24 protein-coding genes and 1 pseudogene are annotated in these 21,583 nt (G+C 61.8%); 13 read left to right on the forward strand and 12 right to left on the reverse strand.

Going from position 1 to position 21,583, the window contains the following annotated elements; all coding sequences use genetic code 11:
- The 5 genes from AC0L30_RS04750 to AC0L30_RS04770 all read right to left on the reverse strand — a co-directional run.
- Window positions 1-903 (reverse strand): ATP-binding cassette domain-containing protein (locus AC0L30_RS04750; protein WP_473403888.1); only part of this gene is annotated, 903 nt, incomplete at its 3' end.
- Window positions 900-1,913, reverse strand: coding sequence for an ABC transporter ATP-binding protein (locus AC0L30_RS04755; RefSeq protein ID WP_007593199.1), 1,014 nt, complete (start codon window positions 1,911-1,913; stop codon window positions 900-902). The genes AC0L30_RS04755 and AC0L30_RS04750, both read right to left, overlap by 4 nt.
- Before the next feature lie 2 nt (window positions 1,914-1,915).
- Window positions 1,916-2,809, reverse strand: coding sequence for an ABC transporter permease (locus AC0L30_RS04760; protein ID WP_007593200.1), 894 nt, complete (start codon window positions 2,807-2,809; stop codon window positions 1,916-1,918).
- Window positions 2,806-3,756 carry an ABC transporter permease gene (locus AC0L30_RS04765; RefSeq protein ID WP_007593201.1) on the reverse strand — a complete coding sequence of 317 codons (951 nt, stop codon included), beginning with the start codon at window positions 3,754-3,756 and terminating at the stop codon, window positions 2,806-2,808. The genes AC0L30_RS04760 and AC0L30_RS04765 overlap by 4 nt, the downstream gene beginning before the upstream one ends.
- Window positions 3,757-3,852: 96 nt before the next feature.
- The gene (locus tag AC0L30_RS04770; protein WP_473253407.1) at window positions 3,853-5,274 is read right to left on the reverse strand and encodes an amidase; all 1,422 of its coding nucleotides are present in this window, start codon (window positions 5,272-5,274) and stop codon (window positions 3,853-3,855) included.
- Window positions 5,275-5,394: 120 nt separating this feature from the next.
- Between AC0L30_RS04770 and AC0L30_RS04775 the strand changes: the two genes are divergently transcribed.
- The 9 genes from AC0L30_RS04775 to AC0L30_RS04815 all read left to right on the forward strand — a co-directional run bounded on the left by AC0L30_RS04775 (window position 5,395) and on the right by AC0L30_RS04815 (window position 12,052).
- Window positions 5,395-6,282, forward strand: a complete 888-nt coding sequence (locus tag AC0L30_RS04775; RefSeq protein WP_473365725.1) for a LysR family transcriptional regulator — start codon at window positions 5,395-5,397, stop codon at window positions 6,280-6,282.
- A 290-nt stretch (window positions 6,283-6,572) separates the two neighbouring features.
- Window positions 6,573-7,772 (forward strand): site-specific integrase, encoded by a 1,200-nt coding sequence (locus AC0L30_RS04780; protein ID WP_473403889.1) that lies wholly within the window; start codon window positions 6,573-6,575, stop codon window positions 7,770-7,772.
- Between the two features lie 182 nt (window positions 7,773-7,954).
- Window positions 7,955-8,269, forward strand: coding sequence for a hypothetical protein (locus AC0L30_RS04785; RefSeq protein WP_473403890.1), 315 nt, complete (start codon window positions 7,955-7,957; stop codon window positions 8,267-8,269).
- A gap of 96 nt (window positions 8,270-8,365) precedes the next feature.
- Complete coding sequence (locus AC0L30_RS04790) at window positions 8,366-8,611, forward strand: hypothetical protein (protein ID WP_473403891.1); 246 nt, start codon at window positions 8,366-8,368, stop codon at window positions 8,609-8,611.
- A gap of 146 nt (window positions 8,612-8,757) precedes the next feature.
- Complete coding sequence (locus tag AC0L30_RS04795) at window positions 8,758-9,003, forward strand: hypothetical protein (protein ID WP_473403892.1); 246 nt, start codon at window positions 8,758-8,760, stop codon at window positions 9,001-9,003.
- Between the two features lie 54 nt (window positions 9,004-9,057).
- Window positions 9,058-9,930 (forward strand): DUF7146 domain-containing protein, encoded by an 873-nt coding sequence (locus tag AC0L30_RS04800; protein WP_473403893.1) that lies wholly within the window; start codon window positions 9,058-9,060, stop codon window positions 9,928-9,930.
- Window positions 9,927-11,282: a phage/plasmid primase, P4 family gene (locus tag AC0L30_RS04805; RefSeq protein WP_473403894.1), complete on the forward strand. Its 1,356-nt coding sequence runs from the start codon at window positions 9,927-9,929 to the stop codon at window positions 11,280-11,282. Before AC0L30_RS04800 ends, AC0L30_RS04805 begins: the two co-directional genes overlap by 4 nt.
- A gap of 264 nt (window positions 11,283-11,546) precedes the next feature.
- Window positions 11,547-11,696, forward strand: coding sequence for a hypothetical protein (locus AC0L30_RS04810; RefSeq protein WP_473403895.1), 150 nt, complete (start codon window positions 11,547-11,549; stop codon window positions 11,694-11,696).
- A complete protein-coding gene (locus AC0L30_RS04815; RefSeq protein WP_473403896.1) occupies window positions 11,693-12,052 on the forward strand; it encodes a hypothetical protein in 360 nt (119 codons plus the stop codon). Before AC0L30_RS04810 ends, AC0L30_RS04815 begins: the two co-directional genes overlap by 4 nt.
- Here AC0L30_RS04815 and AC0L30_RS04820 read toward each other — a convergent pair.
- The 3 genes from AC0L30_RS04820 to AC0L30_RS04830 all read right to left on the reverse strand — a co-directional run bounded on the left by AC0L30_RS04820 (window position 12,049) and on the right by AC0L30_RS04830 (window position 13,629).
- Complete coding sequence (locus AC0L30_RS04820; protein ID WP_473403897.1) at window positions 12,049-12,327, reverse strand: hypothetical protein; 279 nt, start codon at window positions 12,325-12,327, stop codon at window positions 12,049-12,051. The two genes, AC0L30_RS04815 and AC0L30_RS04820, sit on opposite strands and share 4 nt — an antisense overlap.
- A gap of 356 nt (window positions 12,328-12,683) precedes the next feature.
- On the reverse strand, window positions 12,684-13,286 hold the full coding sequence (locus tag AC0L30_RS04825) for a pilus assembly protein N-terminal domain-containing protein (RefSeq protein ID WP_473403898.1): 603 nt from the start codon (window positions 13,284-13,286) through the stop codon (window positions 12,684-12,686).
- Between the two features lie 118 nt (window positions 13,287-13,404).
- Window positions 13,405-13,629 carry a hypothetical protein gene (locus AC0L30_RS04830; protein WP_473403899.1) on the reverse strand — a complete coding sequence of 75 codons (225 nt, stop codon included), beginning with the start codon at window positions 13,627-13,629 and terminating at the stop codon, window positions 13,405-13,407.
- A 121-nt stretch (window positions 13,630-13,750) separates the two neighbouring features.
- On the opposite strand from AC0L30_RS04830, the gene AC0L30_RS04835 reads away from it, so the two are divergent.
- Entirely contained in the window at window positions 13,751-14,674 is a 924-nt protein-coding gene (locus tag AC0L30_RS04835; RefSeq protein WP_473403900.1) for a hypothetical protein, read from the forward strand.
- 118 nt (window positions 14,675-14,792) lie between these two features.
- Window positions 14,793-15,536 (forward strand): hypothetical protein, encoded by a 744-nt coding sequence (locus AC0L30_RS04840; protein ID WP_473403901.1) that lies wholly within the window; start codon window positions 14,793-14,795, stop codon window positions 15,534-15,536.
- Between the two features lie 145 nt (window positions 15,537-15,681).
- On the opposite strand, the gene AC0L30_RS04845 is transcribed toward AC0L30_RS04840, so the two are convergent.
- The 3 genes from AC0L30_RS04845 to AC0L30_RS04855 all read right to left on the reverse strand — a co-directional run bounded on the left by AC0L30_RS04845 (window position 15,682) and on the right by AC0L30_RS04855 (window position 18,175).
- A complete protein-coding gene (locus AC0L30_RS04845; RefSeq protein WP_473403902.1) occupies window positions 15,682-17,472 on the reverse strand; it encodes an adenylate/guanylate cyclase domain-containing protein in 1,791 nt (596 codons plus the stop codon).
- Between the two features lie 290 nt (window positions 17,473-17,762).
- The gene (locus AC0L30_RS04850; RefSeq protein ID WP_473403921.1) at window positions 17,763-17,882 is read right to left on the reverse strand and encodes a nuclear transport factor 2 family protein; all 120 of its coding nucleotides are present in this window, start codon (window positions 17,880-17,882) and stop codon (window positions 17,763-17,765) included.
- Window positions 17,883-17,998: 116 nt separating this feature from the next.
- Window positions 17,999-18,175 (reverse strand): hypothetical protein, encoded by a 177-nt coding sequence (locus AC0L30_RS04855; protein WP_473403903.1) that lies wholly within the window; start codon window positions 18,173-18,175, stop codon window positions 17,999-18,001.
- A gap of 336 nt (window positions 18,176-18,511) precedes the next feature.
- On the opposite strand from AC0L30_RS04855, the gene AC0L30_RS04860 reads away from it, so the two are divergent.
- Window positions 18,512-18,730: a hypothetical protein gene (locus tag AC0L30_RS04860; RefSeq protein ID WP_377829522.1), complete on the forward strand. Its 219-nt coding sequence runs from the start codon at window positions 18,512-18,514 to the stop codon at window positions 18,728-18,730.
- A 657-nt stretch (window positions 18,731-19,387) separates the two neighbouring features.
- Entirely contained in the window at window positions 19,388-20,902 is a 1,515-nt protein-coding gene (locus AC0L30_RS04865) for a hypothetical protein (protein WP_473403904.1), read from the forward strand.
- 20 nt (window positions 20,903-20,922) lie between these two features.
- Here the strand turns inward: AC0L30_RS04865 and AC0L30_RS04870 are convergent.
- Window positions 20,923-21,579: pseudogene (locus AC0L30_RS04870) on the reverse strand (SOS response-associated peptidase); the annotation flags it as partial.
- Window positions 21,580-21,583 lie beyond the last annotated feature (4 nt).

A 21,583-nucleotide genomic window follows, 5' to 3' on the forward strand; every position in this document is an offset into this window, starting at 1 on the left:
CCCCCATGGGTCGGGGCCCCGCGCACAGCGCTCCAAATGGCCCCCCGGGGGGCCCCCCGCCTTTTGCGGGGGTCGGGCGGGGCCCCCGGGCGGGCGCGGGCCGCCGCCGGCCCGCACCCGCGGCACGGCATCCAGCAGGGCCCGTGTATAGGGATGGGCGCAGCGCTCGAACAAATCCTCCGGCCGCCCCTGCTCGACGATACGGCCGAGATACATCACCGCGACCTCGTCGCAGAGATAGTCGACGACGGCGAGATCGTGGCTGATCAGGACGTAACTGAGACCGAACTGCTCCTGGAGGTCCTGCATCAGGTTCAAGACTTGCGCCTGCACGGAGACGTCGAGCGCGGAGACCGGCTCGTCGGCGACGATCAACTTCGGCTGGGTGATCAGCGCGCGCGCGATGGCGATGCGCTGGCGCTGGCCGCCGGAGAATTCGTGCGGATATTTCTCCGTATCGGCATCGCGTAGGCCCACCTGCCGCAGCACCGCGGAGACGCGGGCACGAAGCGTCGTGCGGTCAATCCCCTCCAACACGGTGAGCGGTTCGGCGACGATACGCGCGATGGTCTGGCGTGGGTCGAGCGATCCGTAGGGATCCTGGAACACCATCTGGAAATCGCGGCGGGCGCGGCGCAATTCGTCGGCGGAGATGCGGTTGAGGTCGCGGCCGAGCAGCGCGACCTGCCCCGATGTCGGCCGCTCCAGCGCCATCACCACCCGCGCGAAGGTCGACTTGCCGGAGCCAGATTCGCCGACGATGCCGAGGCTCTTGCCGGCGTCGACCCGCACGCTGACACCGTTGAGCGCGCGCACCTGCCCCGGCGGGCGGAACACGCTTTCGCGCGGCAGCGTGTAGCGCTGCTCGATATCCTTGACGTCGAGAAGAGGCGCCGTGCTCATGCGGTCAGCGCTCCGACGCGTTCAGCCATGGACACGTCGGTCCGGATGCAGCGCACGAAATGGCCGGGTCCGACGTCCACCATCGGTGGAAGCGCGGCCCGGCACTGCTCGATCACGAGCGGACACCGATCGGCGAAGGTGCAACCGGACGGCAGATCAGCGAGCTCCGGGACCGTGCCCGATATCGTCGTCAGCCGCGTCCCCTTGCGTGCGCCGAGTTTCGGCCGGGCGCGGAACAGGCCCTGCGTGTACGGATGTCCCATCCGGCGGAACACCTCGTCGGTCGGTCCGCTCTCGATGATCGTGCCGCCGTACATCACCATCATGCGTTGCACGTTCTCGGCGATGACGCCGAGATCGTGCGAGATCAGGATCATCGACATGCCGCGCTCCTCGACCAGATCGGCGATCAGGTCGAGGATCTGGCCCTGAATGGTGACGTCGAGCGCCGTGGTCGGCTCGTCCGCGATCAGAAGGTCCGGCTCGCAGGCGAGCGCCATCGCAATCGTGACGCGTTGACGCTGGCCGCCGGAGAACTGGTGCGGATAGGCATCGACGCGCCTCGCCGGATCGGGCAGCCCGACGCGGTCGAGCAAGGCGATCGTTTCTCGCCGCGCCTGCGATGCCGAGTATTTCTTGTGACGCCGCAGCGGCTCGGCGACCTGGTGGCCGATCGTGTGCATCGGGTTGAGCGCGGTCATCGGCTCCTGGAAGATCATGCTGATGCGATTGCCGCGCAGCCGACAATAATCCGCGTCCGACAAACCAGCGAGTTCGCCACCATCCAGCTTGATGCTGCCGGTGACGACGGCGCTGTCCGGCAGCAGCCCCATCAGCGACAACGCCGTCACCGACTTGCCGCAGCCGGATTCGCCGACGAGCCCGAGCGTCTCGCCGCGCTTCAGGGCAAAGCTGACGCCGCGCACAGCCTGGGCCGGCCCGCGGCTGGTGTTGAGGCGCACGCCCAGGTTCGCAACCTCGATCAGCGGCATGGTCGAGCGCTCACCCATCCTCATCGCTCCCGCGCCAATCGAGGGTCGAGCAGATCGCGCAGTCCGTCGCCGAGCAGATTGAGGCCGAGCACCGCGATTGCAATCGCAGCGCCCGGATAGACCGCGAGCATCGGCGACTGGAACAGCAGCGTCTGCGCGTCGTTCAGCATCCGTCCCCAAGACGGCTGCGGCGGCTGCGTGCCGAGACCGAGATAGGACAAGGCGGCTTCGGCAAGAATCGCGAGCGCAAACTGGATCGTCGCTTGCACGATCAGGATCGACAGGATGTTGGGCAGCACGTGCTCGATGGTGATGCGAAACTTGCCCTTGCCTGCCGCGCGCGCGGCCAGCACGAATTCGCGCGCCCAGATCGCGTTGGCCGAGCCGCGCGTCAGCCGGATCAGCGTCGGGATCTGGAAGATGCCGATGGCGACGATCGAGGTCACCATGCCCGGCCCCGCGACCGCGGCGAGCATGATCGCGGAGAGCACGGCCGGAAAGGCGAAGGTGAAATCGGAGAAGCGCATGATGATCTCTTCGGTCCAGCCCCGCCTGGCCGACGCGATCAGACCGAGACAGACGCCGAAGGTGAGGCCGATGCTGACCGCGATGATGCCGACCATGATGGTGGAGCGGGCGCCGGCCAGCAGCAGCGAGACGATGTCGCGGCCGAAGACGTCAGTGCCGAGCCAGTGCGCGGCCGAGGGCGGCCGGAGCTTTGCGGCGATGTCGATCTCATAGGGCGACCAAGGCGTCCACAGCAGCGACAGCAGCGCCGAGGCGAGAACCAGCAGGCTCAGCGCGCCGCCGAGCACGAAGCTGCGATGACGCAGCGCGCGGCGCCAGAAGGTCCGGGCCGGCAGAGGGCGCGCTGTGGCCGGCGCATCGACGAGGGTGGTCAGCGGCGCGCTCACAGATCGTGGACCTTGATGCGGGGATCGACGAAGGCATAGAGCACGTCGACCACGAAATTGACGATGACGACCATGGTCGCGAGCAGCATCACGCAGTTGCGCACCACGATGAGGTCGCGGTTGGCGATCGATTGGAAGATCAGGCGGCCGAGGCCCGGCAGATAGAACACGTTCTCGATCACGATGGTGCCGGCGAGCAGATTGGCGAATTGCAGGCCCATCACCGTCATCACGGGAATCATGGCATTGCGCAGCACGTGCTTCCACAGCACCTCGCGCTTGCCGAGCCCTTTTGCGCGCGCCGTGCGGACGAAATCCTCGCGCAGCACTTCCAGCACCGCCGAGCGCGTGACGCGTGCGAGGATCGCGGCCTGCACCACCGCGAGCGATACCGCCGGCAGCAGCAGCGACTTGATCCCGATCCAGATGCCGTCCTCCCAACCGGGAAAGCCGCCCGCGGACAGCCATTGCAGCCGCACCGAAAACAACAGCACCAGCAGGATCGCGAACCAGAAATTCGGCAGCGCGATGCCAACCTGCGTCAGTGACATCACGCCGACGTCGCCGAGCTTGTTGTGGTTGGCGGCGGTGTAGATGCCGGCCGACAGCGCCAGCGTCACCGTGATCAGCATGGACATCATCGCGAGCGGAATGGTCAGCACCAGCCGTTCCGCGATCAGGCTTGCGACCGGCGTGCCGTAGACATAGGAGTTGCCGAGATCGCCGACGAGCAGCCCCTTGATCCATTGCAGATAGCGAAGCGCCAGCGGCTGGTCGAGCCCGAGCTTGACGGTGAGCGCGCGGACCGCATCTGGCGAGGCGTCGGCGCCCATCAGCATCTGCGCGGCGTTGCCCGGAAGAGCATCCAGCACCAGGAAAATGATCACGGACGCGCCGACCAGCGTCGCCAGCAAGGTCAGCACACGTCGGAGGACAAATACGCTCATGCGCGCTCGGATTCAGGGCTCATCCGCAGCACGATCAACATGTCCGAGCACCGGAGGCAAGTGCTTTGCGAACAAGTCCTTTGCATGTCCCTCTCCTCAAGCCGGCCAGCGGGACAGGAGGTCATGCGAGGCTTCGAACAACGCGCTCGCGCGCAGCAAGTCGGCATCGCTGCGGAAGCGGCCCACGAGTTGCAAGCCGATCGGCAGGCCGTCGCGGCCAAAGCCGCAGGGCAGACTGATCGCGGGGTGCCCGGTCATGTTGAACGGCATGGTCCAAGGAAACCAGTGCGGCCGGACGCTGTCAAACTGCCTGCCGTCGATCTCGATGGTGCCGAACAGATCCTGATCGATCGGCAGGGCGGTGCGGGTGATGGTCGGCATCGCCAGCAAATGCCCGCGCGCAAGCAGGGATTGCACCCGGCGGAACAGCGCCGTGCGGGCGAACATCGCCTCTTGATAGGCGACGCCGCTGACGTCGGTGGCAAGCGCAAGCTGCTCGAGGAAGGCCTCGCTCAGCGCGTCCCCATGCTCGGCCGCGAGCTTTGCAAAGCGCGTCCGCCAGACCGTGTGATTGATGGCGCGCCAGATCGGCTCGATGTCGAACCCCTCGCCGGAGAATTCCTCGAGCTCGGCGCCGAGCCCTGCCAACCGATCGAGGCTCACCTTGAAGCCGGCCTCGACATCGGCAGAGACGGGGCGTCCGGGCGGCGAAAGGCAGTACAGGATCTTCTGCCCACGCAGATCGCCGCGCGGCGCGGCCGTGCCGACGAAGTCGGGCACGGGAACGCCGATCGACCAGGGATCGCAAGAATCCTCGCCGGCCATCGCCTGCATCATCAGCGCGGTGTCGGCGACGGTCCGAGTCATCGGCGTGACATAGGTCTGGTTGCCGAACACGTCCAGCGCCTGGCTATGCGGGATGACGCCGTTGCTCTGCTTCAGCCCGACAACGCCGTTGCAGGCGGCGGGAATTCGCGTCGAGCCGCCGCCATCGGTCGCGATCGCCAGCGGCGCGATGCCGCTCGCCACCGCCACCGCCGCGCCGCCGCTGGAGCCGCCGGAGGAACGCTCGGCGCTCCACGCATTGCGGGTGCGGCCGAACAGCGGCGAGTCGGTCAGGCATTTGCTGCCGAATTCGGGCGTCGTGGTCTTGCCGATCAGGATGGCGCCTTCCGCGCGAAGCCGCGCAACCGCGACGGCATCCTCGTCCGGAACATTGTCCCTGTAGGGAATGGCGCCGAAACTGGTCTTCACGCCCTTGGTGTTGACAATGTCCTTGACGGTGACGGGGATGCCGTGCAGCAGGCCGAGCGGCCCGCCGGCCATCAGCTTGCGCTCTGCCTCGCGCGCGGCGGCAAGCGCCTCGTCGCCGCAGATCGTGATGAAGCAGTTCAGCTCGGGCTGGAGCGCTTCGGCGCGGGCGAGCACCGCGCGGGTGAGCTCGACGGGCGAGATCTGCTTTGTCGCGATGAGGCCGCGCAGCACGGTTGCGGACAGCAGGCAGGGATCACCGTTCATCGTCACTTCGCTCCGAACCCGGCCGCCGGTGGCCGATAGCATTGACAGCCAGGATGACAGTTTTGTTAACTCGCCGCCAATACGATTTTGAACACCAACCCATACGTTTTCGGTATGCCAATGGATCTTCGCCGGCTCCGCTATTTCGTCGCCGTCGCCGAGGCGCGCAGCGTCGGCAAGGCCGCCGAGCGGCTGCGGATGGCGCCGCCGCCGCTCTCGGTCCAGATCCGCAAGCTGGAGGCCGAGGTCGGCGCGCCGCTGTTCCGCCGCGGCACGCGCGGCATGGATTTGACCGAAGCGGGCCAGGCGCTGCTAGCGCGCGCCGGCGAGGCGCTGGCGCTGGCGGCTGACGGCATCGAGGCCGCGCGCGCGGTCGCGGCCGGCAGCCGTGGTCGGCTGTCCGTCGGCTACATGTTCGTGCTGGCGAACGCGATGCTGCCGCGTCTCATCCCCGAGCTCCGGCGATCCATTCCCGGCATCGATCTCGATTTCGCCGAGCTCAGTGCTTCGACCCGCGAGGCGCGGCTGCTCGACCGCAGCGTCACCGTCGCGCTCTGCATGCCAGCCATCAACCATCCCGAGATCCAGGTGGCCCGGATCGGCGCGCAGCCGTTCATGCTGGCGGTACCAAACCGTTCGCCGCTTGCGCGCCTGAGCGCGGTGCCGATGATACGACTACAGGGCCGTCCGCTGATCGCGCTGCCGCCGCCGGAGCGGGACCCCTCCTCCTCCGCGGTCGCAGCCCTGCTGCGGCGGCATCAGATCGTGATGCCGATTGCGAGCCGGGTGCAGACGGTGCATTCGGCGATGAGCCTGGTTCTCGCCGGTGAAGGCCTCGCCATCCTGCCGGCCTGTGCCCAGCTCGGGGCGCCGCGCGGGGTCGTGTTCCGGCCGTTGCGCGATGCAAGCGATTCCATCGACATCGCGGTCTGCTGGCGGCGCGACTCCCAGACTCCGCTGATCCACACTTTCCTGAAATGCGCCGAGAAGGCGGTCGCGCGGCTGTGAGACGTGCTTCCCCTCGCCCCTTGTGGGAGAGGGTGGCTCGCCGCGTAGCGGCGAGACGGGTGAGGGGTTCTCTCCGCGCGTGACCTCATGCTTGTGAATTCGCGGAAGCAACCCCTCATCCGGCGCTTCGCGCCACCTTCTCCCACAAGGGGAGAATGTGCACTCCATACAGCTCTATATAGCTCCACGCAACTCCACTAAGTGATTGTAGTTGCTGATTTTATCTCCATCGCAGTACACTGCGCGCCATACTCCTCCGCCCCCATCGTGGGGACATTTTGAGGGACACCATGGCCCGCCGGACACGTTCTGCATTTCTGGAAAATCGTAGTGCACGCCTGAAGCTCGCGATCAGAAAGAAGCCGCACGGCGTGTTGGTCGCGCCGGGCATTCACCTCTGCTATCGCCGCAACGCTGGTCCCGGCACGTGGTCGGTGAAGTGCAATGGTTGGCTCAAGCGGTTCGGTCTTGCTGACGACCACGAGGACGCCAACGGCGAAAGCGTCATGACCTACTGGCAGGCGCTGGAGCGAGCCAAGACGTTGGCACGCGCGGGCGAGACCAACACCGAGCAGCCGATCAGCGTTGCCGAAGCCGTGGACGCTTATGAAGCCGATCTCGAAACACGCGGCGGCCGCAAGTATAACGCGACCCAACTCCGCCTGCACCTGACGGGCGCCTTGAAGGGCAAGGCGGTCGCGCTACTCACCGAACGCGAGTTGCGCGATTGGCGCGCCGGTCTGGTCAAGGCTGGTCTGAAACCTTCCTCGGCCGACCGCATCGGTCGCGCGTTGAAGGCCGCGCTGGCGCTTGCCGCGCGCAACGACAAGCGCATCAGCAACGCACCTGCATGGAAGAACGGTCTCAAGAAGTTGCCCGACAGTGAGGTCGCTCGCAACGTGATCCTGCCCGATCAAACGGTCGCGGCGTTGGTCAGCGGATCATATGATGAGGACGCCGACTTCGGCCTGCTGATCGACGTGTTGGCAGAGACCGGCGCGCGCGAGAGCCAAGTCTTCAGGCTGACGCCGGCCGATTTGCAGGATCATCTGACCGCACCGCGCTTGATGATGCCGACTAGCCGAAAGGGCAAGAACCGGAAGATCGAATATCGCCCGTTGCCGATCTCGACGCGATTGGCGAAGGCGCTGCGGCAACAGGCCAGTGGCCGGGCGGCGCACGCGCCGCTGTTCGACAAGATCTGGAACTTGGCGACGATGTTCCGTCCGGTAGTCGAACGTTTCGGGCTTGGTTCCGAGACGACGCCCTATGCCTTGAGGCATTCATCGATTGTCCGGCAGTTGCTCAAGGGCGTGCCGACCCGTGTAGTCGCGGCGCACCATGACACGAGCGTCCAGATGATCGAGAAGAACTACAGCCGCTACATTATCGGCGATCCGAGCGAGGCGCTGACGCGAGCAACGCTGATCGATTTTGGAGCGTGGTCTGGCTCGGTAGTGCTCGATCCGCCTATCAGATTGGCGTCATGACGCGCGCTGCTTACCAACTCACGAAGTGTTTTCAAACCACCTACAGGGGCGAAATACAACTGCCATAGGTAGGAACTGTTCCGCTCTAGTTTTGGTGTGTCTGGACTCCGCTCTGCTAATGAATTTACCATCGCCGAAGCCCTAACATGCGCGGGGCCCCCGAATTTTGGTGGATCGGCCTTATGTCGAAGAAGGTTGCAACGATAGATGCTGCGCGTTTGGCGTCGCACGGAGACCTGACCAGTACCGCAGAGGCGTGGATGCGCGCTCACGACGACATCACAACGAAACCCCAACAGCGCAGAAAGGACGGCAGGCAAGTCAAGGTCGTCAAAGAATTGCTACCGAAAGCATTTCCGCCCGATGGCTATCCGCCAGACAGAACGACGCTCCAAGCAATTCAAAACCGTTTGCGACCCTTGGTGAAAAAAGGCTCAAACGTGCCCTCAACTGACAGCATCGCACGCGCGCTCGGCCGCCGAAACCGCCGCGACTGACAATACGCAAACACGCATGCGTGTTTGCGTGCTCGCTTGGAAGCCCACGCCCATTCATTGTTCTCCATATCGCTTCTCAAGCATGGAGGACAAGGAATGGCGCGCCCTGAAGTAACCGGCCACAAGCCCATCTATAAGACTGAGACTGCCGCCGACGCTTACAGCGTTGACGAATTCTGCGCGCGTCATCGCATTAGCCCGCAGTTGTTCTACAAGCTGAAACCGCTGGGCCTGATGCCGATGACATTCAACGTCGGCACGCGCGTGTTGGTCTCGCGTGAGGCCGCCGCCGCTTGGCGGCGTGCGCGCGAGCAGGCGTCAGCAATGCCCGCAATTGCTTAGCCCAAATTGAAAAACGGCCCGTTGCCGCGGGCCGCTCTCATCTGAACCCAGCAACCAATCAAGCCAGGTAAATCCTCGGAAAAGGAAGCCACATCTATGCCCACCAGCCCCTTCAAGTCAATCACAACCTGCTTCGGTAGCGCCGTATGACGCGCGGAAACGAAATTCTTCGCGGCGCCGTCGCTCTCCTGAAGGCGGAAGGCGCCACCGACATCTCGCATCGCCCCGGCGGCAAACACATCAAGCTCACCGCGAACTACCGCGGTTCGGCCATCCGCACGACGTTAGCGAGGTCGCCGAGCGACCGGAATGCAGGCCGCAATGCCATGGCTGTTCTGAAGCGGCAGCTCCGTGCTGCCGAGGCCGCCAACAGCATGAACGGAACGAAGTAGCACACAAACGCACGCGCCGCCCGCCGAGGGCGGCGCCTTTGGCAAGGAATAGACGTGAAAGTTGACATCCGTCATATCGCCCACGCCTTGGGTGGCGACGTCACCGGGCGCGACAAATGTAATGTGCCTGGCCCCGGTCACAGCAAGCTGGACCGCTCGCTGTCGATCACGCTCAAGTCGAGCGCGCCCGGCGGCTTCGTGGTGTTCAGTCATGCTGGTGATGGCTGGAAGGAATGCCGGGACTACGTGTGCGGCATGCTCGGCCTCGCTGACGATTGGCGCGACGAGAACCCGCGGTCGCGCGCTGCGGTGCCGTCCGACGATCACGAGCGCAAGAAGAAGCTGGCTCTGAAAGTCTGGTCTGAGGCGCGCGATCCGCGCGGGACCATTGTCGAGCACTATCTGCGCGAATACCGGGGGCTGACTTTGCCCGACACTGTCGTCGGTTCGGTCATCCGGTTCCATGCCGGGCTCTATTTCGATCCCGGCACCCGCTATCCCGGCATGGTCTGTCTGCTCCGCGACATCGCCAGCAATGACCCCTGTGGCATTCATCGCACTTTCTTGAACGGACAGACCGGCGAAAAGATCGAGCGGAAAATGCTCGGGATCGCCAAGGGTGCAGCCATCAAGCTCGATGCAGAGCCGTCAACAACGCTGACAATCGGCGAAGGTGTCGAAACCGTGCTGGCCGCGCGTGACGCCGGCTTCGCGCCCGCCTGGGCATTGGGATCGAGCGGCGCCGTGCGGCGCTTCCCGGTGCTGCCGCATCTGCGCGAGTTGACCATTTTGCAGGAGAACGATGCGACCAGCCGTCGTGACGTGAAAAGTTGCGCTCGCACCTATCTCCAGCGTGGCCGCGCAGTCAACCTCGTCGAACCCACGGTCGGCAACGACTTCAACGATTGCTGGAAGGCGCGCGCATGAATGCCCCCTACGTCGTGCGTCGCCTGACGCCCAACGACACCGTCACCGAAGACAGCGCTGCCCAGCAGTTCGTCGAACTGCATGGCGACAAGCTGCGCTACTGCCATTCTCGCGGCAAGTGGCTCCGCTGGAATGGCTTTCATTGGGAGATCAACAACACCAACCTCGCTTTTCACTGGGCGCGTGAACTCGCACGGCAGCTTGCTGAGGAACAGGATGCGCGCAAGCGCTACAAGATCAGCGCCACGGGTTTCACCGGCGGCGTCGAACGGTTTGCAAAGTGCGATCCCAACATCGCGGTTACCCAGGATTTTTGGGATCGCGACCCGTGGCTTCTCGGCACACCGGGCGGCACGGTTGATCTGCGCACCGGGGTGTTGCGCCCGGCCATGCCCGATGATGCCATCACCAAGGTCACGGCGGTGACGCCGGACTCCAGCGGCTGCCCGCGCTGGCTTCGCTTTCTCGTCGAGACGACCGGGAACGACGGCGAACTGATCCGTTTTCTCCAGCAGTGGTGCGGATATTGCCTGACTGGCATCACGCGCGAGCACGCGCTGGTCTTTGTGTATGGTCCCGGCGGCAACGGAAAGTCTGTTTATCTCAATACGATCACCACGATCTTGAAGGACTACTCGGTCACATCCGCCATGGAGACGTTCACCGCCTCGGTCAGCGACAAGCACCCGACCGATCTCGCCATGCTGGCCGGATCGCGACTTGTCACAGCGAGCGAGACCGAGGAGGGTCACGCATGGGCTGAGGCGCGTATCAAGGCGTTGACCGGCGGTGATCCAGTCACCGCACGCTTCATGCGGCGTGACTTCTTCACCTACGTGCCGACGTTCAAGCTGATCGTGATCGGAAATCACAAGCCTGTCCTGCGCAATGTTGATGAGGCGGCCAAGCGCCGCTTCAACATCGTGCCGTTCATCCTGAAGCCCGCCAAGCCGGATCGTGAGCTTGAGCAGAAGCTCATGCAGGAGGCCCCTGGCATCCTCCGGTGGATGATCGAGGGCTGTCTGGACTGGCAGCAGAACGGGCTGATCCGCCCGAAGTGCGTGATCGATGCCACCGCTGAATATTTCAGCGATCAGGACCTGTTCCATCATTGGATGCAGGAGGAATGCATCTGCGAGCCGGGTAACATGGACAGGTCGGCGGCCAGCAGCATCCTCTTCAAGTCGTGGTCTGACTACGCCAAGGCGGCGGGACACAAGCCCGGCACCAGCTCGACCTTCAAGGACAACCTGACGGCCGCCGGGTTCAAGTTCTACCGCGGCGAGAAGGTGCGGGAATTTTTCGGGATCAGCTTGCGCCCGAAGCCGGCGTTCGGCGGGGACTACGCATGAGGAAATGGGCGGCTGACGCGGCTGACGGCGCTGACGCATTTTTCGGTTCAACGCTTACGCGCGCGCGTGTGGAGGCTAATCCGAAAAATGCGTCAGCGCCGTCAGCGCCGTCAGGAGGGCTCGCTTACTTCATGGAGAAGCAATGAATGCCCCGAGCGCCGGGTCCTTCTGCCGCCCCGGCGCCATGCGGGTCGCGCCTGCGCTCGGGGGGTAGCTAGGGCCAGCAATTTTCAAGGGGGTTACAACAACAAAGGATGCAAATGCATGAAATTCCTGTTCATCGGGGCGGCTGATCTACTGGAATGCGACCGGACAACACCCGTCCGCGCCCTCCGGGAGCTTCTGGCCGCGATCTGGGGTCGTGGCGTGCAGATCGACGGCATGCCTTTGTTTCGTCCGGGATACGACCAATGACTGCCGACATCCAACACGCCGCCTTGCTTGAACAGATTGCTGCTGAGCTGCGCCAGCGCCCCAATCAACGCAATTGGATTGCTCAATTTCGGGATTGCGAGGTGTTGCCGTTGTCTAGGGCTGCGGAGATAGCGGGCGCTGACCCGGAAACCATCCGGCGGTGGTGCGTCGCTGCCGAGCACGACGACGGGCCGCTCGGTCATAACGTGGGCGGGCTGTGGCTGGTGGATATGCCGGAGCTGATGCGCCAGCTTGAGCTGCGTCGTGGCGAGACCGCGCGTCGTGCCGCCGAAACTCGCCTGGAGAACTTTCGCGCACAGCAGTCCGCCACATTGCTGGGGTGCGTGCCGGCCTAGCCGCACCGCGCGGCCGAGTTTCCAGCGCGCCTGGAACGGCCAAACGCGCCGCCCCGGAGCTTGCCCCATGGCACATCGTGATCCCTGACGGCCTCCGGATCGCTGATCGCGTCGGCGATCTCGCGCTGATACGCGTACAGCCGGATCGCTCCGGGCAAGGCGCTCACGCCTTCCGGCAGGCGGATGTTGGTTTCGATCCACTCCGAGAGATTGACGCGCGGCGGCGGAATGAGGGAGCGCAGGGCGCGGCGGCGAAGCAGTTGAATGGCAGTCATCTTGATTGAAGTTGGTCAGGCCATGCCCGACGAAGTCGCAAGTTGGGAAAATATCTAGCCGTCGCCAAAATCATCCTTCCAGCATCTCAATCTCGTGGGCATATCTCCCCCACGGTTTCCCCCTTTTGGCATAAGGTAGGCCGGATGACGGGGTTGACGAAACAACCGCTCCGCTGTGTCTCCATCACAGAGGGGAATTCTCTTGACATAATCACAGTACTCATCTGCGCGCGGGGGGCGCAATCCATTTTCAAGGTCCTCACAAGGCGGCCTTGCCAAATATGCCTTGGGCTGACCAGCCATCGCCGGGGGTGAAATAGATAGCGCTAATATCAGTAAAGTCGTGCGAGCAAGCCTCATTGGTTGGGCGACCCGCGATTGTTATTGATGTTGAAGTTCTCCTGTCGAACATTCTGTTGAACAACCTGAGCGGGTAACTGAGCCTTATCTCGGGAAACAAGATCGCACTTGATGGGCGAGCATTGGTATTTGTCAACGCCCGCGTACTGCTCAGTCTCACCGCCTCCGGCAGTTTTATTACCGCCAATGCGCTTGTGAATTTCCACGAGATGCGTGTTCTGGAAGTCGCCTACCACCACCTCAAAGTTTGCAACCACTTTCCTGTCAGTGTCTAGTACCAGAATGTTCGTTGCCCTCATGGCTGGAACCGGTGCCGCACTACTGCCGTTCTCGTCACCGGGCGGTACAGCGGTGATCACAAACCGCCGGTCGCTGATCGCTCTAGCCTCAGCCACCTTCGGGTTGCCGACTTGTATGCTGCCAATCGTTGCGCCGTTCGGAACCGTTATCTCCTGTTGGAAGCCGGGCCTCAAGTGAACAGGATCGCGCGGTTCTTCTCCAACAAGAATTGCTGGGGCTCTGTCTTGAGCTAGAGCTGTGCTCACACCAACGGTGACGAAAATAGCGAAAGCCCACTGAGTAACAAATCGAGCGGACATCTGAGTATACCTCCCGCAGCCCGACAATTCGGAAACAGCCTTCCAATATCACACCAGCTTGTCATGAAGCCCGAACGGTGTCTAGGGGACAACGTCTGAGTGCGGTGCGGCTGCCTCATCAACGGATATCCGGGTCTCCAATCTCAGCCAATGCCGCGCGAACCTCCGCGTTGATCTCAGCGACATCACTCTGCGACAGGTGCGGCAACCGCGCCGCGATCCGCGACGGCACCGCCAGCATGCCTGCACGGGCTATCCGTAAAATCCCGGACCACTCCGCCTCGACGGCGGCGGCCTCGACCAGCTCGCCGTCAATGCTCGTTTTCGGTGCGAACGAGCACAAGACGCGCAGCGAAAAATAGCGCGAAGACGTGGAGGAGGCCGCACCGAATGTGGCGTGCGCCGCACACGAGCCCCGGCAAATCACCTAGTGTGTCAGCATGAGCTTATTCACGCGACAGACCATGACGGAAACCCTTGAAACGAAAATTGCGGCGTTGCGCACGCGCGCCGCGGCGTTGATTAGCGGCCATTCCGCTGCCGAAGCGGCATTCGATGTCGCCAAGTCAAAGTTGCAACGCCACCACCTCGAAGCCGATCTCAACGCAGACGACAAGGCACGCGCCAAGTTGGAGGCCGCGGTCGCCACCTGCGCAGTCGCGCGCGACGGCTACTCCGATGCACTCGCGGAGGTCCAGACGATGATCGCTGACGCCGAACAGAAGCTCGCGAGCGAGCGCGCGTTCGTCGAACGCAAGGCCGCGAGCGAGAACTTGGCGCGTGATCTCGATGCGGTTGAGCGGGCACTGCCGGACTATCTGGCAGCTGGTCAGCGCTTTGCCGACACCCTGGAGAAACTTCACTTTCACTACGAGAGCGGCGCAATCGCGCGCTTTATCGGCAACTGCGCGACGCAGGTCGAAGTCGCTGCCGGTTTCGCGCTCGTTGAGCTGCGCGGCATGGTGGACGCGATCCGCGAGGGCGTTTCGCCTATCCCGGCAGCCAAGCCGGTCTCCACTTCCGTCCCGGTGCTTGAACCGGCTCCGCCCACGATGACCGTGTTTATGCTCAAAAGCAGTCACTACCGCGACCGCGACGGCCGCAAGCGGTTCGCTGGTCAATGGGAAGATGCGATCATGCCCTTGACGACTGCACAGCGTGCCCTGCGCATGGGTGTTGCGGTCCCGCTGACCGATCCGAAGCGCGCTCGGCTCCGCGGCACGCGCGGCGGTGACTTCAATCCGCGTGCGCCCGACGCTATCGATCTCGACGCCGTCGAGGAGCCCGAGAACGTGCCGCACACCGACCCGGTGCTGCGCGCAGCCAACTTCACTCCGCTCCCCGCGGCGGAACCGCGCACGATCCTGATCGACGTTCCACGCTCGTGAAAAGCAGTTTCCGATGGTCCGGAGGTGGCGCCGCGATCTTCCCTAGCGCGGCGTCTGTGGCCTCGGTGGAAGGTGGCCAGCTCATCCCGTCCGGTGAGCTGGCCGCAGGAGTTTCAGCATGAACGATGAAAACGCAGGCTTCGAGAACGAGCCTGATGAATACGAGGACCTGCTCGCCGAGCTTGGCCGCACCGAGGACGAGGACGAGCGGATTGCAGTTCATGAAGCCGGTCACGCCGTAGCCGCGCGCCTCCTCGGCAACCCGCTCGGCGGAGCTACGATCAATCCCGACCCGAACGGGAAGTTCGGCGGTCTGGTTTGGGGTCCGCGTCACAGCGTTGCCTTCGGCAACGATGACGATAACCATGATGTGCCGGAGCTGTGCGCCAAACTGGGCGAATTGATGCCGCAGGATGGCGAGCCTCGCGGTGATGCGGCGGATATCTATTTGCATGTGCTCGACCGTTGCGTCGAATTGGCAGGAGCGTCTGTCGCTGAGCGCATGCTTCTGCCGGGCGAGCCGGTGCTGTCCGTTGGTGACGTTGAGCAAGCGGTAGGGCTGGCGACATTGATCTGCAAGTCGGCCGAGGCGGTCGAGCTCTTTCTGGCATTCTGTGAGCAACGGGCACACGATCTGCTGTACCCCCATGGTCCCATCATCATGGCCCTTAGCACCGTACTGAAAATTCGCCGGACGTTAACGGGCGCTGAGATTGACGACGTGATCGCAACTACCGTCGCGGGTCTCCAGTTGGCGGCCGAGCGCAAGCGCCGCGCCGACTGGCGGAACGCCGAATTGACAGCTGCGCGCTTTCGCGCGGAATGTGAACCGCTTGATGCGGCAGCCCGTGCCACATTCTGAACCAGATCGGATGCGGTAATCGGGGAGATCAAGGATCGCAAGGCCGGCGGACGTGCCCGAGCCTAATGGTCTTGAAGGCCCCGACGTGCGAGCGTCGGGGCCATTTATTTTGGAATTCATCAGCCGCTTCTGGGCCAACGCGACGTCACTCTTCGGGTACCCCAGCCATCAGCATTCCATCGCCGATGCGCTTGCTACCGGCACGAAAGGTCGGGTCAATACTTAGGAAGAGCCCTTTCGTCCGGCGTATCGTAAAGTCTGGATCAAATGCAAACCCGGCCTGCGCAGCGGCTCGCGCTTCGTCTAGCGATCCGGAGAGGGCAAGTGCGGCAGCAAACTGGAAATGCGCAATTGGGAAATTTCGATTGGCCTCCAGAGACCGGCGCAACCACTCGACCGCTTCGATGTCGGCACCAAGGATCATCTTCACAACGCCAAGCAAGTGCATCCACCGAAAAGCACTGATGTCGCGTGGGGAAAGCCGGAGCGCATGCCGGATATGAGCTTCGCTTTCCGCGCCTCGACCAATGAAGACCTTCGCAAATCCAAGCAACGCGTGGGCGTCGGCCAAATTGCGGTCGAGCTCCAGCGCTTGCTCGAATTCTCCGATTGCCTGCGCTGCGCGATTAGTGAACGCTCGCAAAGCAGCCAAAACACCATGAGCCCGGGCGTGGCGCGGCGCCATCGATAAGACCTTGATAAGCGTCGCTTCCGCCTCAGCGAGGCGCGCGCCGCGGTCATCGAGCATGAAATTTGTCACGGTTATAAATTGTATCATGGCAATGCCAACTAATGCTTCGATATTCTCCGGATCGAGCGCTAACGCCCGTTCGAAAAAGCGGCGAGAATGTGATAGGTAATTGGTGGTAGGTCCTTGGTTTAAAAAATGACGACCTTGGAAACACAAATCTAGAGCATCGGGATGCGGAGAACGTTCGGCGCGCCGCGCCTCGGCTTCGACAAGCTGGGCGTCGAGCGCATATGCAATTCGTGCGGTGACTTCATCCTGCATTTCGAATAGATCGGCGACAGGTTTGTCGAAACGATCCGTCCAAAGATGCGAGCCGATTTCCGCGTCTACAAGCCGAACGTTGACGCGAAGTCGATTTCCACCTCGCTGCACCGAACCCTCAATCACGTAGTTCACGTTTAACTCACGACCGACCCGCTTGAGATCGACCGCTTTACCCTTGTAAGTGAATGCCGTGTGTCGGCCAATAACGAATGAGCCGCTGATGCGCGACAAGTCTGTAGTCAAACTCTCGGTCACTCCGTCAACAAAGTAGTCCTGCGCGGGATCCCCGCTGAGGTTAGCGAATGGCAGCACAACGATGGAAAGACGAGGCGACGAAGTCGAAGTCCTTGCGCTGTCAGATGATGTCACCGCTTCGAATGAGCCACTCGTAGCAACCGTATAGACGCGGACCGGGCGCGTGATGTTCTTGAGATGCTGCTCGCCCAGGTCACCGAACGCCGTTCCGACCTTGCCTTGCACTTGATCGTAAACAGAAGACGAGATGCAGATACCGTCCGGCTCTGCAATGCTCTCAAGCCGAGCGGCGATGTTGACGCCGTCGCCGAAGATGTCATGAGGCTCGACTATCACATCCCCAATATTGATGCCCACGCGGAAGGCGATGCGTCTGTCTTCGACATCAACGGCCGTACGCTCCTTAGTGCCGGTCTGGAACTGAATAGCAGCTCGGACCGCTTTGACTGCGCTCGGAAACTCAGCCAAAAACCCGTCGCCGGTGTTCTTCACGATGCGGCCGCCGTGCTCCGCGATAGCGGGATGAATAACATCCGTCAGTAGTGAGGTCAGACGTGCGTGCGTCGCCTCTTCGTCGTCGTGCATCAGCCGAGAATAGCCCGCCACATCAGCGGCCAATATTGCCGCCAACCTGCGTTCGATCTGGGCTGGGCGATCTTGCACCATGCGACGGCCTCTCGGCTCAGAGTTATACGACAGATCAGGCGACGTGCCTACTCACAGGTTGATATGGTTTTGGCGCAGAGCCGAAGAGCGGTTCAGTCTGATACTCACGCGCTTGCCGGGAAGTTTGGGTCAAAGGCGGCGGTCGAGCCAAGTGCAGCTCAGCGTCCGGCTTACCAGCGACAGCGGACATCACGGCAGCCTGCTGACCCACCTACGAACGATGTCGAGGCGCCACGCTGGCTTGTACTTGTGGCCTTGACTATCGCCCATCCAACCAGCGCGTTCAGCGGCTAAGGCATGCGGCTGGCGTGATGGTGCACCAGCAACCACTTGCCACTGCGCTTTTCAAATATGTTCGTCGCAAGCGCCGAAATGTCGAGGACGTCACCGGTCGCACGATGTGCGTACACCTTTTCAATACCACCCAAGCGACGCTGTCTTTAGCCGAACAAGCGTGAGGTCCGTGCAATGTCGGCTATTGGAGGCAGACCGGACGCGGAGCCGAGCTTGCGTCGGCCGCGCTTAGTCACTCCGGCTCTGACTTGCCAGCCAATTCGCGTGCAGCCAAGCTAAGCTCCAGCTCGCTGAGCTGTTCCACCAACTGCTCTACGATCTCATCGTAGTCAGATGGCGCCAGTGAATGCACGCCGCGCAACGCCAGTTGGTTTTGGAGGATCGTCGCTATCATGACTTTGACGCTCATGGGCGGCCCCGCCTGAAAAACGGATGGTCATAAAAACAATCTTGAGTAGATGCGAAACGGGATAAGTATGCAATTTCCGTAGAATTACCGGCAGCAGCGTTGGACCTTTGCACCGCAGAGGCGGCAATGCCTCGACAACCCTCTGGTAGCTCGATCATTGCGGGCGAATAGGAAGCGCCGGATGGCGCCTACTGCGATTGAAGCGCGATTTGAAGCCACAACGAAAGCCCAATCGCGCTTTGGCAATTAAAATTGGTTCTGGGTCATAATCATAATGACTCCAACGCAAAAATAGAAAATAGGGTGGAAAAAACAAAAAATAATGGGAGGAGTAGAGTGGATACCGTCAGTCGCCTGCGCGCGATGGCATCGCTGTGCCGTCAGACTGCCGCGCATCATCCCGATAGAAGCTGGAAACTGCTCGCCGAAGCTGAGTTTTGGGAGCATTTGGCCAACGATGCGCTGCGCGATCAGTCGTGCACATCTGCCTTCCCGCTCCCAGCAATCGGAGATGATGCGGACACTACGCAATCGGCCCACAGTATGGCGGCATGAGCGCTTTTGGCGCCAGAGTCCGCTTGAGGGTTACGGCTACTCTTTGCAGAGTGTGCTGTTCTGGGGGAAGCAGGTCTCAATTTTCCTCGCGGCGTACGTGCGAGGCAGCGGTTGGAATAGCGGTAAATCACGAAAAAGCTGGACTTTTTTTGGCGGGGTTGCGTTTCATGGATAGCGTAGAGCGGTGCTTCGCCGCAGTGACGGCAATCGGTTTCTTTGTGACCGTCGTGGGGGTCATATTGCTGCAGACGATCTAAGTTCTAGCCCCGCGCGAATTGCAGGCCAGCTCGCTGCGGCCGGGCTTTGGGCTGTAGGTCAGCCGCGCTGCGCTCAAGATCACTTGGGGACTACTTTTTCAACAGCAGTCCCAAAGTTCGCGCCATTCGCCTCACTGATCCTGCGTGACGGCCTAGTTCGGCTGCAATCTTCGATACGCCAGCGCCTGCCCGTGCGAGCTTGGATAACTGCTGGACCTCGCGGTCGGCCCATTGTTTTGGCTTCGGTGTTTTCATGATACGGCACTCAACCTGCCGTCCCTTGCTACCAGTGAGCCTGGTTGCCGACACTTGGGAAATTTACGGGTGCCCTCGGTGCGGGGGGCTCACCCTCGGACGCATGTCCCCGATCAGGGGTTCGATAAAGCCGGAGCGAAAGATCATGGCAGGCTCCGGCTTTATCCACACCTATTCTTGTATGAGCGTTAGGGCGCAATTTGTACGCGAGCTACATTTAGCCATGGCTCGTGTTCAGAACCCAACCCTGTTTTCAGCATATTTTGGCATACCGTCACAAGCTTTGTCGGCTGCGGGGCTGATCGATCCCTTTCTGGATGTTGACGTGCCGCTCTTTATAGACCCGGTGTTGCTGGAGAAGTCGAGGAACAAGACAATCAGCACGACGGCCATTGCCCGGTTTCGCAAGCACTTTGAGATCATGGTTCGCATGCTGAACATCTCGAAGGCAGAGGATGATGCAGCTTGGAAAGCGGCGCGCCGCCAGATCGACTTAAGTGAGCCGCCGGAGAATGGGCTGGGCTATGGCGGGAGCAGCCGATCCGGAAGCTCTCGCCCCGAGGACATTCGCGAAGCCATCCTCCGCACAAGCAAGGAGATCATCACTCTGGGAGCAAGTGATCCAGAGATGATTTCACTAATGGGATTTTTTGAGGAAGATGTCGGTCCCGATACCATCAGCGATATGACAACGACAGCTATCATCGAGGATCTGGTGGCGATCACGGAGGATTTCTGCAAGACGAACGGGGTGCCGCTGTTTTCGTCAGATATCGGCGGTACAAACCACATGCTGCCGAGGTTCGTTGACCCGAAGGGTCGCTCGGTGCCGATCGTCCTCGTTCCTGAGGATATTGTGCGCGACCTACCCATTGCCAACGATTGGTCCGGTATTGAGAGCGCAGCGATGGAAAACGCGCGCATACGTGACCGGGTAAACAAATTTCTCGCGGGAATTATCACGCCTACGGTGGTTGAGCGGAAGCAAGCCCTCCGCAGCGCGGCCTTGGGGTCGCCAGCGGATTTCGATTTCTTCTTGGCGGCTGTGAAAGAGAATGTCAGCAACTATGATCCGAACTTGGACGCCCTCGGCTACTATCGGCTTAAGGACATTATCGCTAACGGATTTCTGGGTCTCAAGCAGGCAGCCAAATACGATCTAAAGCTTGGCGCGAGTGAGATTATGCGCGTCGTCCAAGATACGATTTCCCAATTCAAGCGGCACGTCGAAACGGGCAATTTGTGGGAGGAGCTTTGGGCGGGAAACAAGCCAAAGAAGGAGCGTGCTTCCCAACTCATCTACTATGCAATCGCTGACGCATTTTGCAAAGCCAACGATCTGGATATTTCGCCCGAGGCTAACATGGGAGGTGGTCCTATTGATTTCAAATTTTCGAGTGGCTACGCGGCACGTGTATTGGTCGAGATGAAACGATCAGGCGGCACGGTCGTTCACGGGTACGAGAAGCAGTTAGAATTCTATAGGGCTGCCTCGCAAACTGACTTCGCCGTGTTTGTCGTTATCGACTACGGTGACATCGGCAATAAGCTGGTCGAGATTAGGCGCATTCGAGACGAGCGCATCAAAAATGGTGAGCGAGCCTCCGAAATCGTCGTAATCGACGCCACCAAAAAGGCTTCGGCAAGCAAGAGAAAATGAAATCGCCGACGAGACTTAGTCGCGGCACGGTCCTCTTTATCCGCCCCACGCATGACGATCCAGAGCGCGTCATTCGGCAATGGCCGCTGCAACACCTTGGCCTCATCCCACGGCGCCCGCATCCACACATCCCGCTCTTCGTCGGTGGTCAGGATCACCGGCATCGCCTTCGGATGGATCGGCTCAACCACCGCATTCGGCGATGTCGTCAGGAACCCGTACACCTGATGCGGCCCTGGCACCGGCTTCGACTTCGTGCCGCGATCACCGTTGAACGTCGTCCAGATGCCAGCGAAGGCGAACGGCGGACGCTGCTCATTCAGTGCGAACCACACCACGTCCTTTTTCTTCGTCTCCGGGTTCGGCTCCGGCGCATATTCGGCAAAGCTGTTGGCGGGAACCAAGCAGCGGCTCTCCGGCTTCAGCCAGCCGCGCCAATGCGGCGATGACGTATTGCGGATGTTGGTGACGGGCGGCCCGCCTGTGCGCGGTGGCGGCGGCATGCCCCACCGCATCAAGGTCATCTCGGTGCCGGTGTCGGTGTTGCGGATCACCGGCGCAGGGTAGTCCGGAAAAACGCCCGGCATAGGAGCGAGGTTACCAACATAGCGGTTGACGACACGAAACAGGGCAGCGATGGCGGCTTGGTTTGTGGTGATGCTGTACAGGTTGCACACGGGT

Source organism: Bradyrhizobium sp. MI1.11 (genome assembly GCF_055811255.1).

Bases quoted from the DNA above. Each gene is read 5' to 3' on its own strand.
- AC0L30_RS04755 (WP_007593199.1), bottom strand. From the start codon at position 1,913: ATGGGTGAGCGCTCGACCATGCCGCTGATCGAGGTTGCGAACCTGGGC.
- AC0L30_RS04765 (WP_007593201.1), bottom strand. From the start codon at position 3,756: ATGAGCGTATTTGTCCTCCGACGTGTGCTGACCTTGCTGGCGACGCTG.
- AC0L30_RS04770 (WP_473253407.1), bottom strand. From the start codon at position 5,274: ATGAACGGTGATCCCTGCCTGCTGTCCGCAACCGTGCTGCGCGGCCTC.
- AC0L30_RS04775 (WP_473365725.1), top strand. From the start codon at position 5,395: ATGGATCTTCGCCGGCTCCGCTATTTCGTCGCCGTCGCCGAGGCGCGC.
- AC0L30_RS04780 (WP_473403889.1), top strand. From the start codon at position 6,573: ATGGCCCGCCGGACACGTTCTGCATTTCTGGAAAATCGTAGTGCACGC.
- AC0L30_RS04785 (WP_473403890.1), top strand. From the start codon at position 7,955: ATGTCGAAGAAGGTTGCAACGATAGATGCTGCGCGTTTGGCGTCGCAC.
- AC0L30_RS04790 (WP_473403891.1), top strand. From the start codon at position 8,366: ATGGCGCGCCCTGAAGTAACCGGCCACAAGCCCATCTATAAGACTGAG.
- AC0L30_RS04795 (WP_473403892.1), top strand. From the start codon at position 8,758: ATGACGCGCGGAAACGAAATTCTTCGCGGCGCCGTCGCTCTCCTGAAG.
- AC0L30_RS04805 (WP_473403894.1), top strand. From the start codon at position 9,927: ATGAATGCCCCCTACGTCGTGCGTCGCCTGACGCCCAACGACACCGTC.
- AC0L30_RS04810 (WP_473403895.1), top strand. From the start codon at position 11,547: ATGAAATTCCTGTTCATCGGGGCGGCTGATCTACTGGAATGCGACCGG.
- AC0L30_RS04815 (WP_473403896.1), top strand. From the start codon at position 11,693: ATGACTGCCGACATCCAACACGCCGCCTTGCTTGAACAGATTGCTGCT.
- AC0L30_RS04820 (WP_473403897.1), bottom strand. From the start codon at position 12,327: ATGACTGCCATTCAACTGCTTCGCCGCCGCGCCCTGCGCTCCCTCATT.
- AC0L30_RS04825 (WP_473403898.1), bottom strand. From the start codon at position 13,286: ATGTCCGCTCGATTTGTTACTCAGTGGGCTTTCGCTATTTTCGTCACC.
- AC0L30_RS04835 (WP_473403900.1), top strand. From the start codon at position 13,751: ATGACGGAAACCCTTGAAACGAAAATTGCGGCGTTGCGCACGCGCGCC.
- AC0L30_RS04840 (WP_473403901.1), top strand. From the start codon at position 14,793: ATGAACGATGAAAACGCAGGCTTCGAGAACGAGCCTGATGAATACGAG.
- AC0L30_RS04845 (WP_473403902.1), bottom strand. From the start codon at position 17,472: ATGGTGCAAGATCGCCCAGCCCAGATCGAACGCAGGTTGGCGGCAATA.
- AC0L30_RS04855 (WP_473403903.1), bottom strand. From the start codon at position 18,175: ATGAGCGTCAAAGTCATGATAGCGACGATCCTCCAAAACCAACTGGCG.
- AC0L30_RS04865 (WP_473403904.1), top strand. From the start codon at position 19,388: ATGGCAGGCTCCGGCTTTATCCACACCTATTCTTGTATGAGCGTTAGG.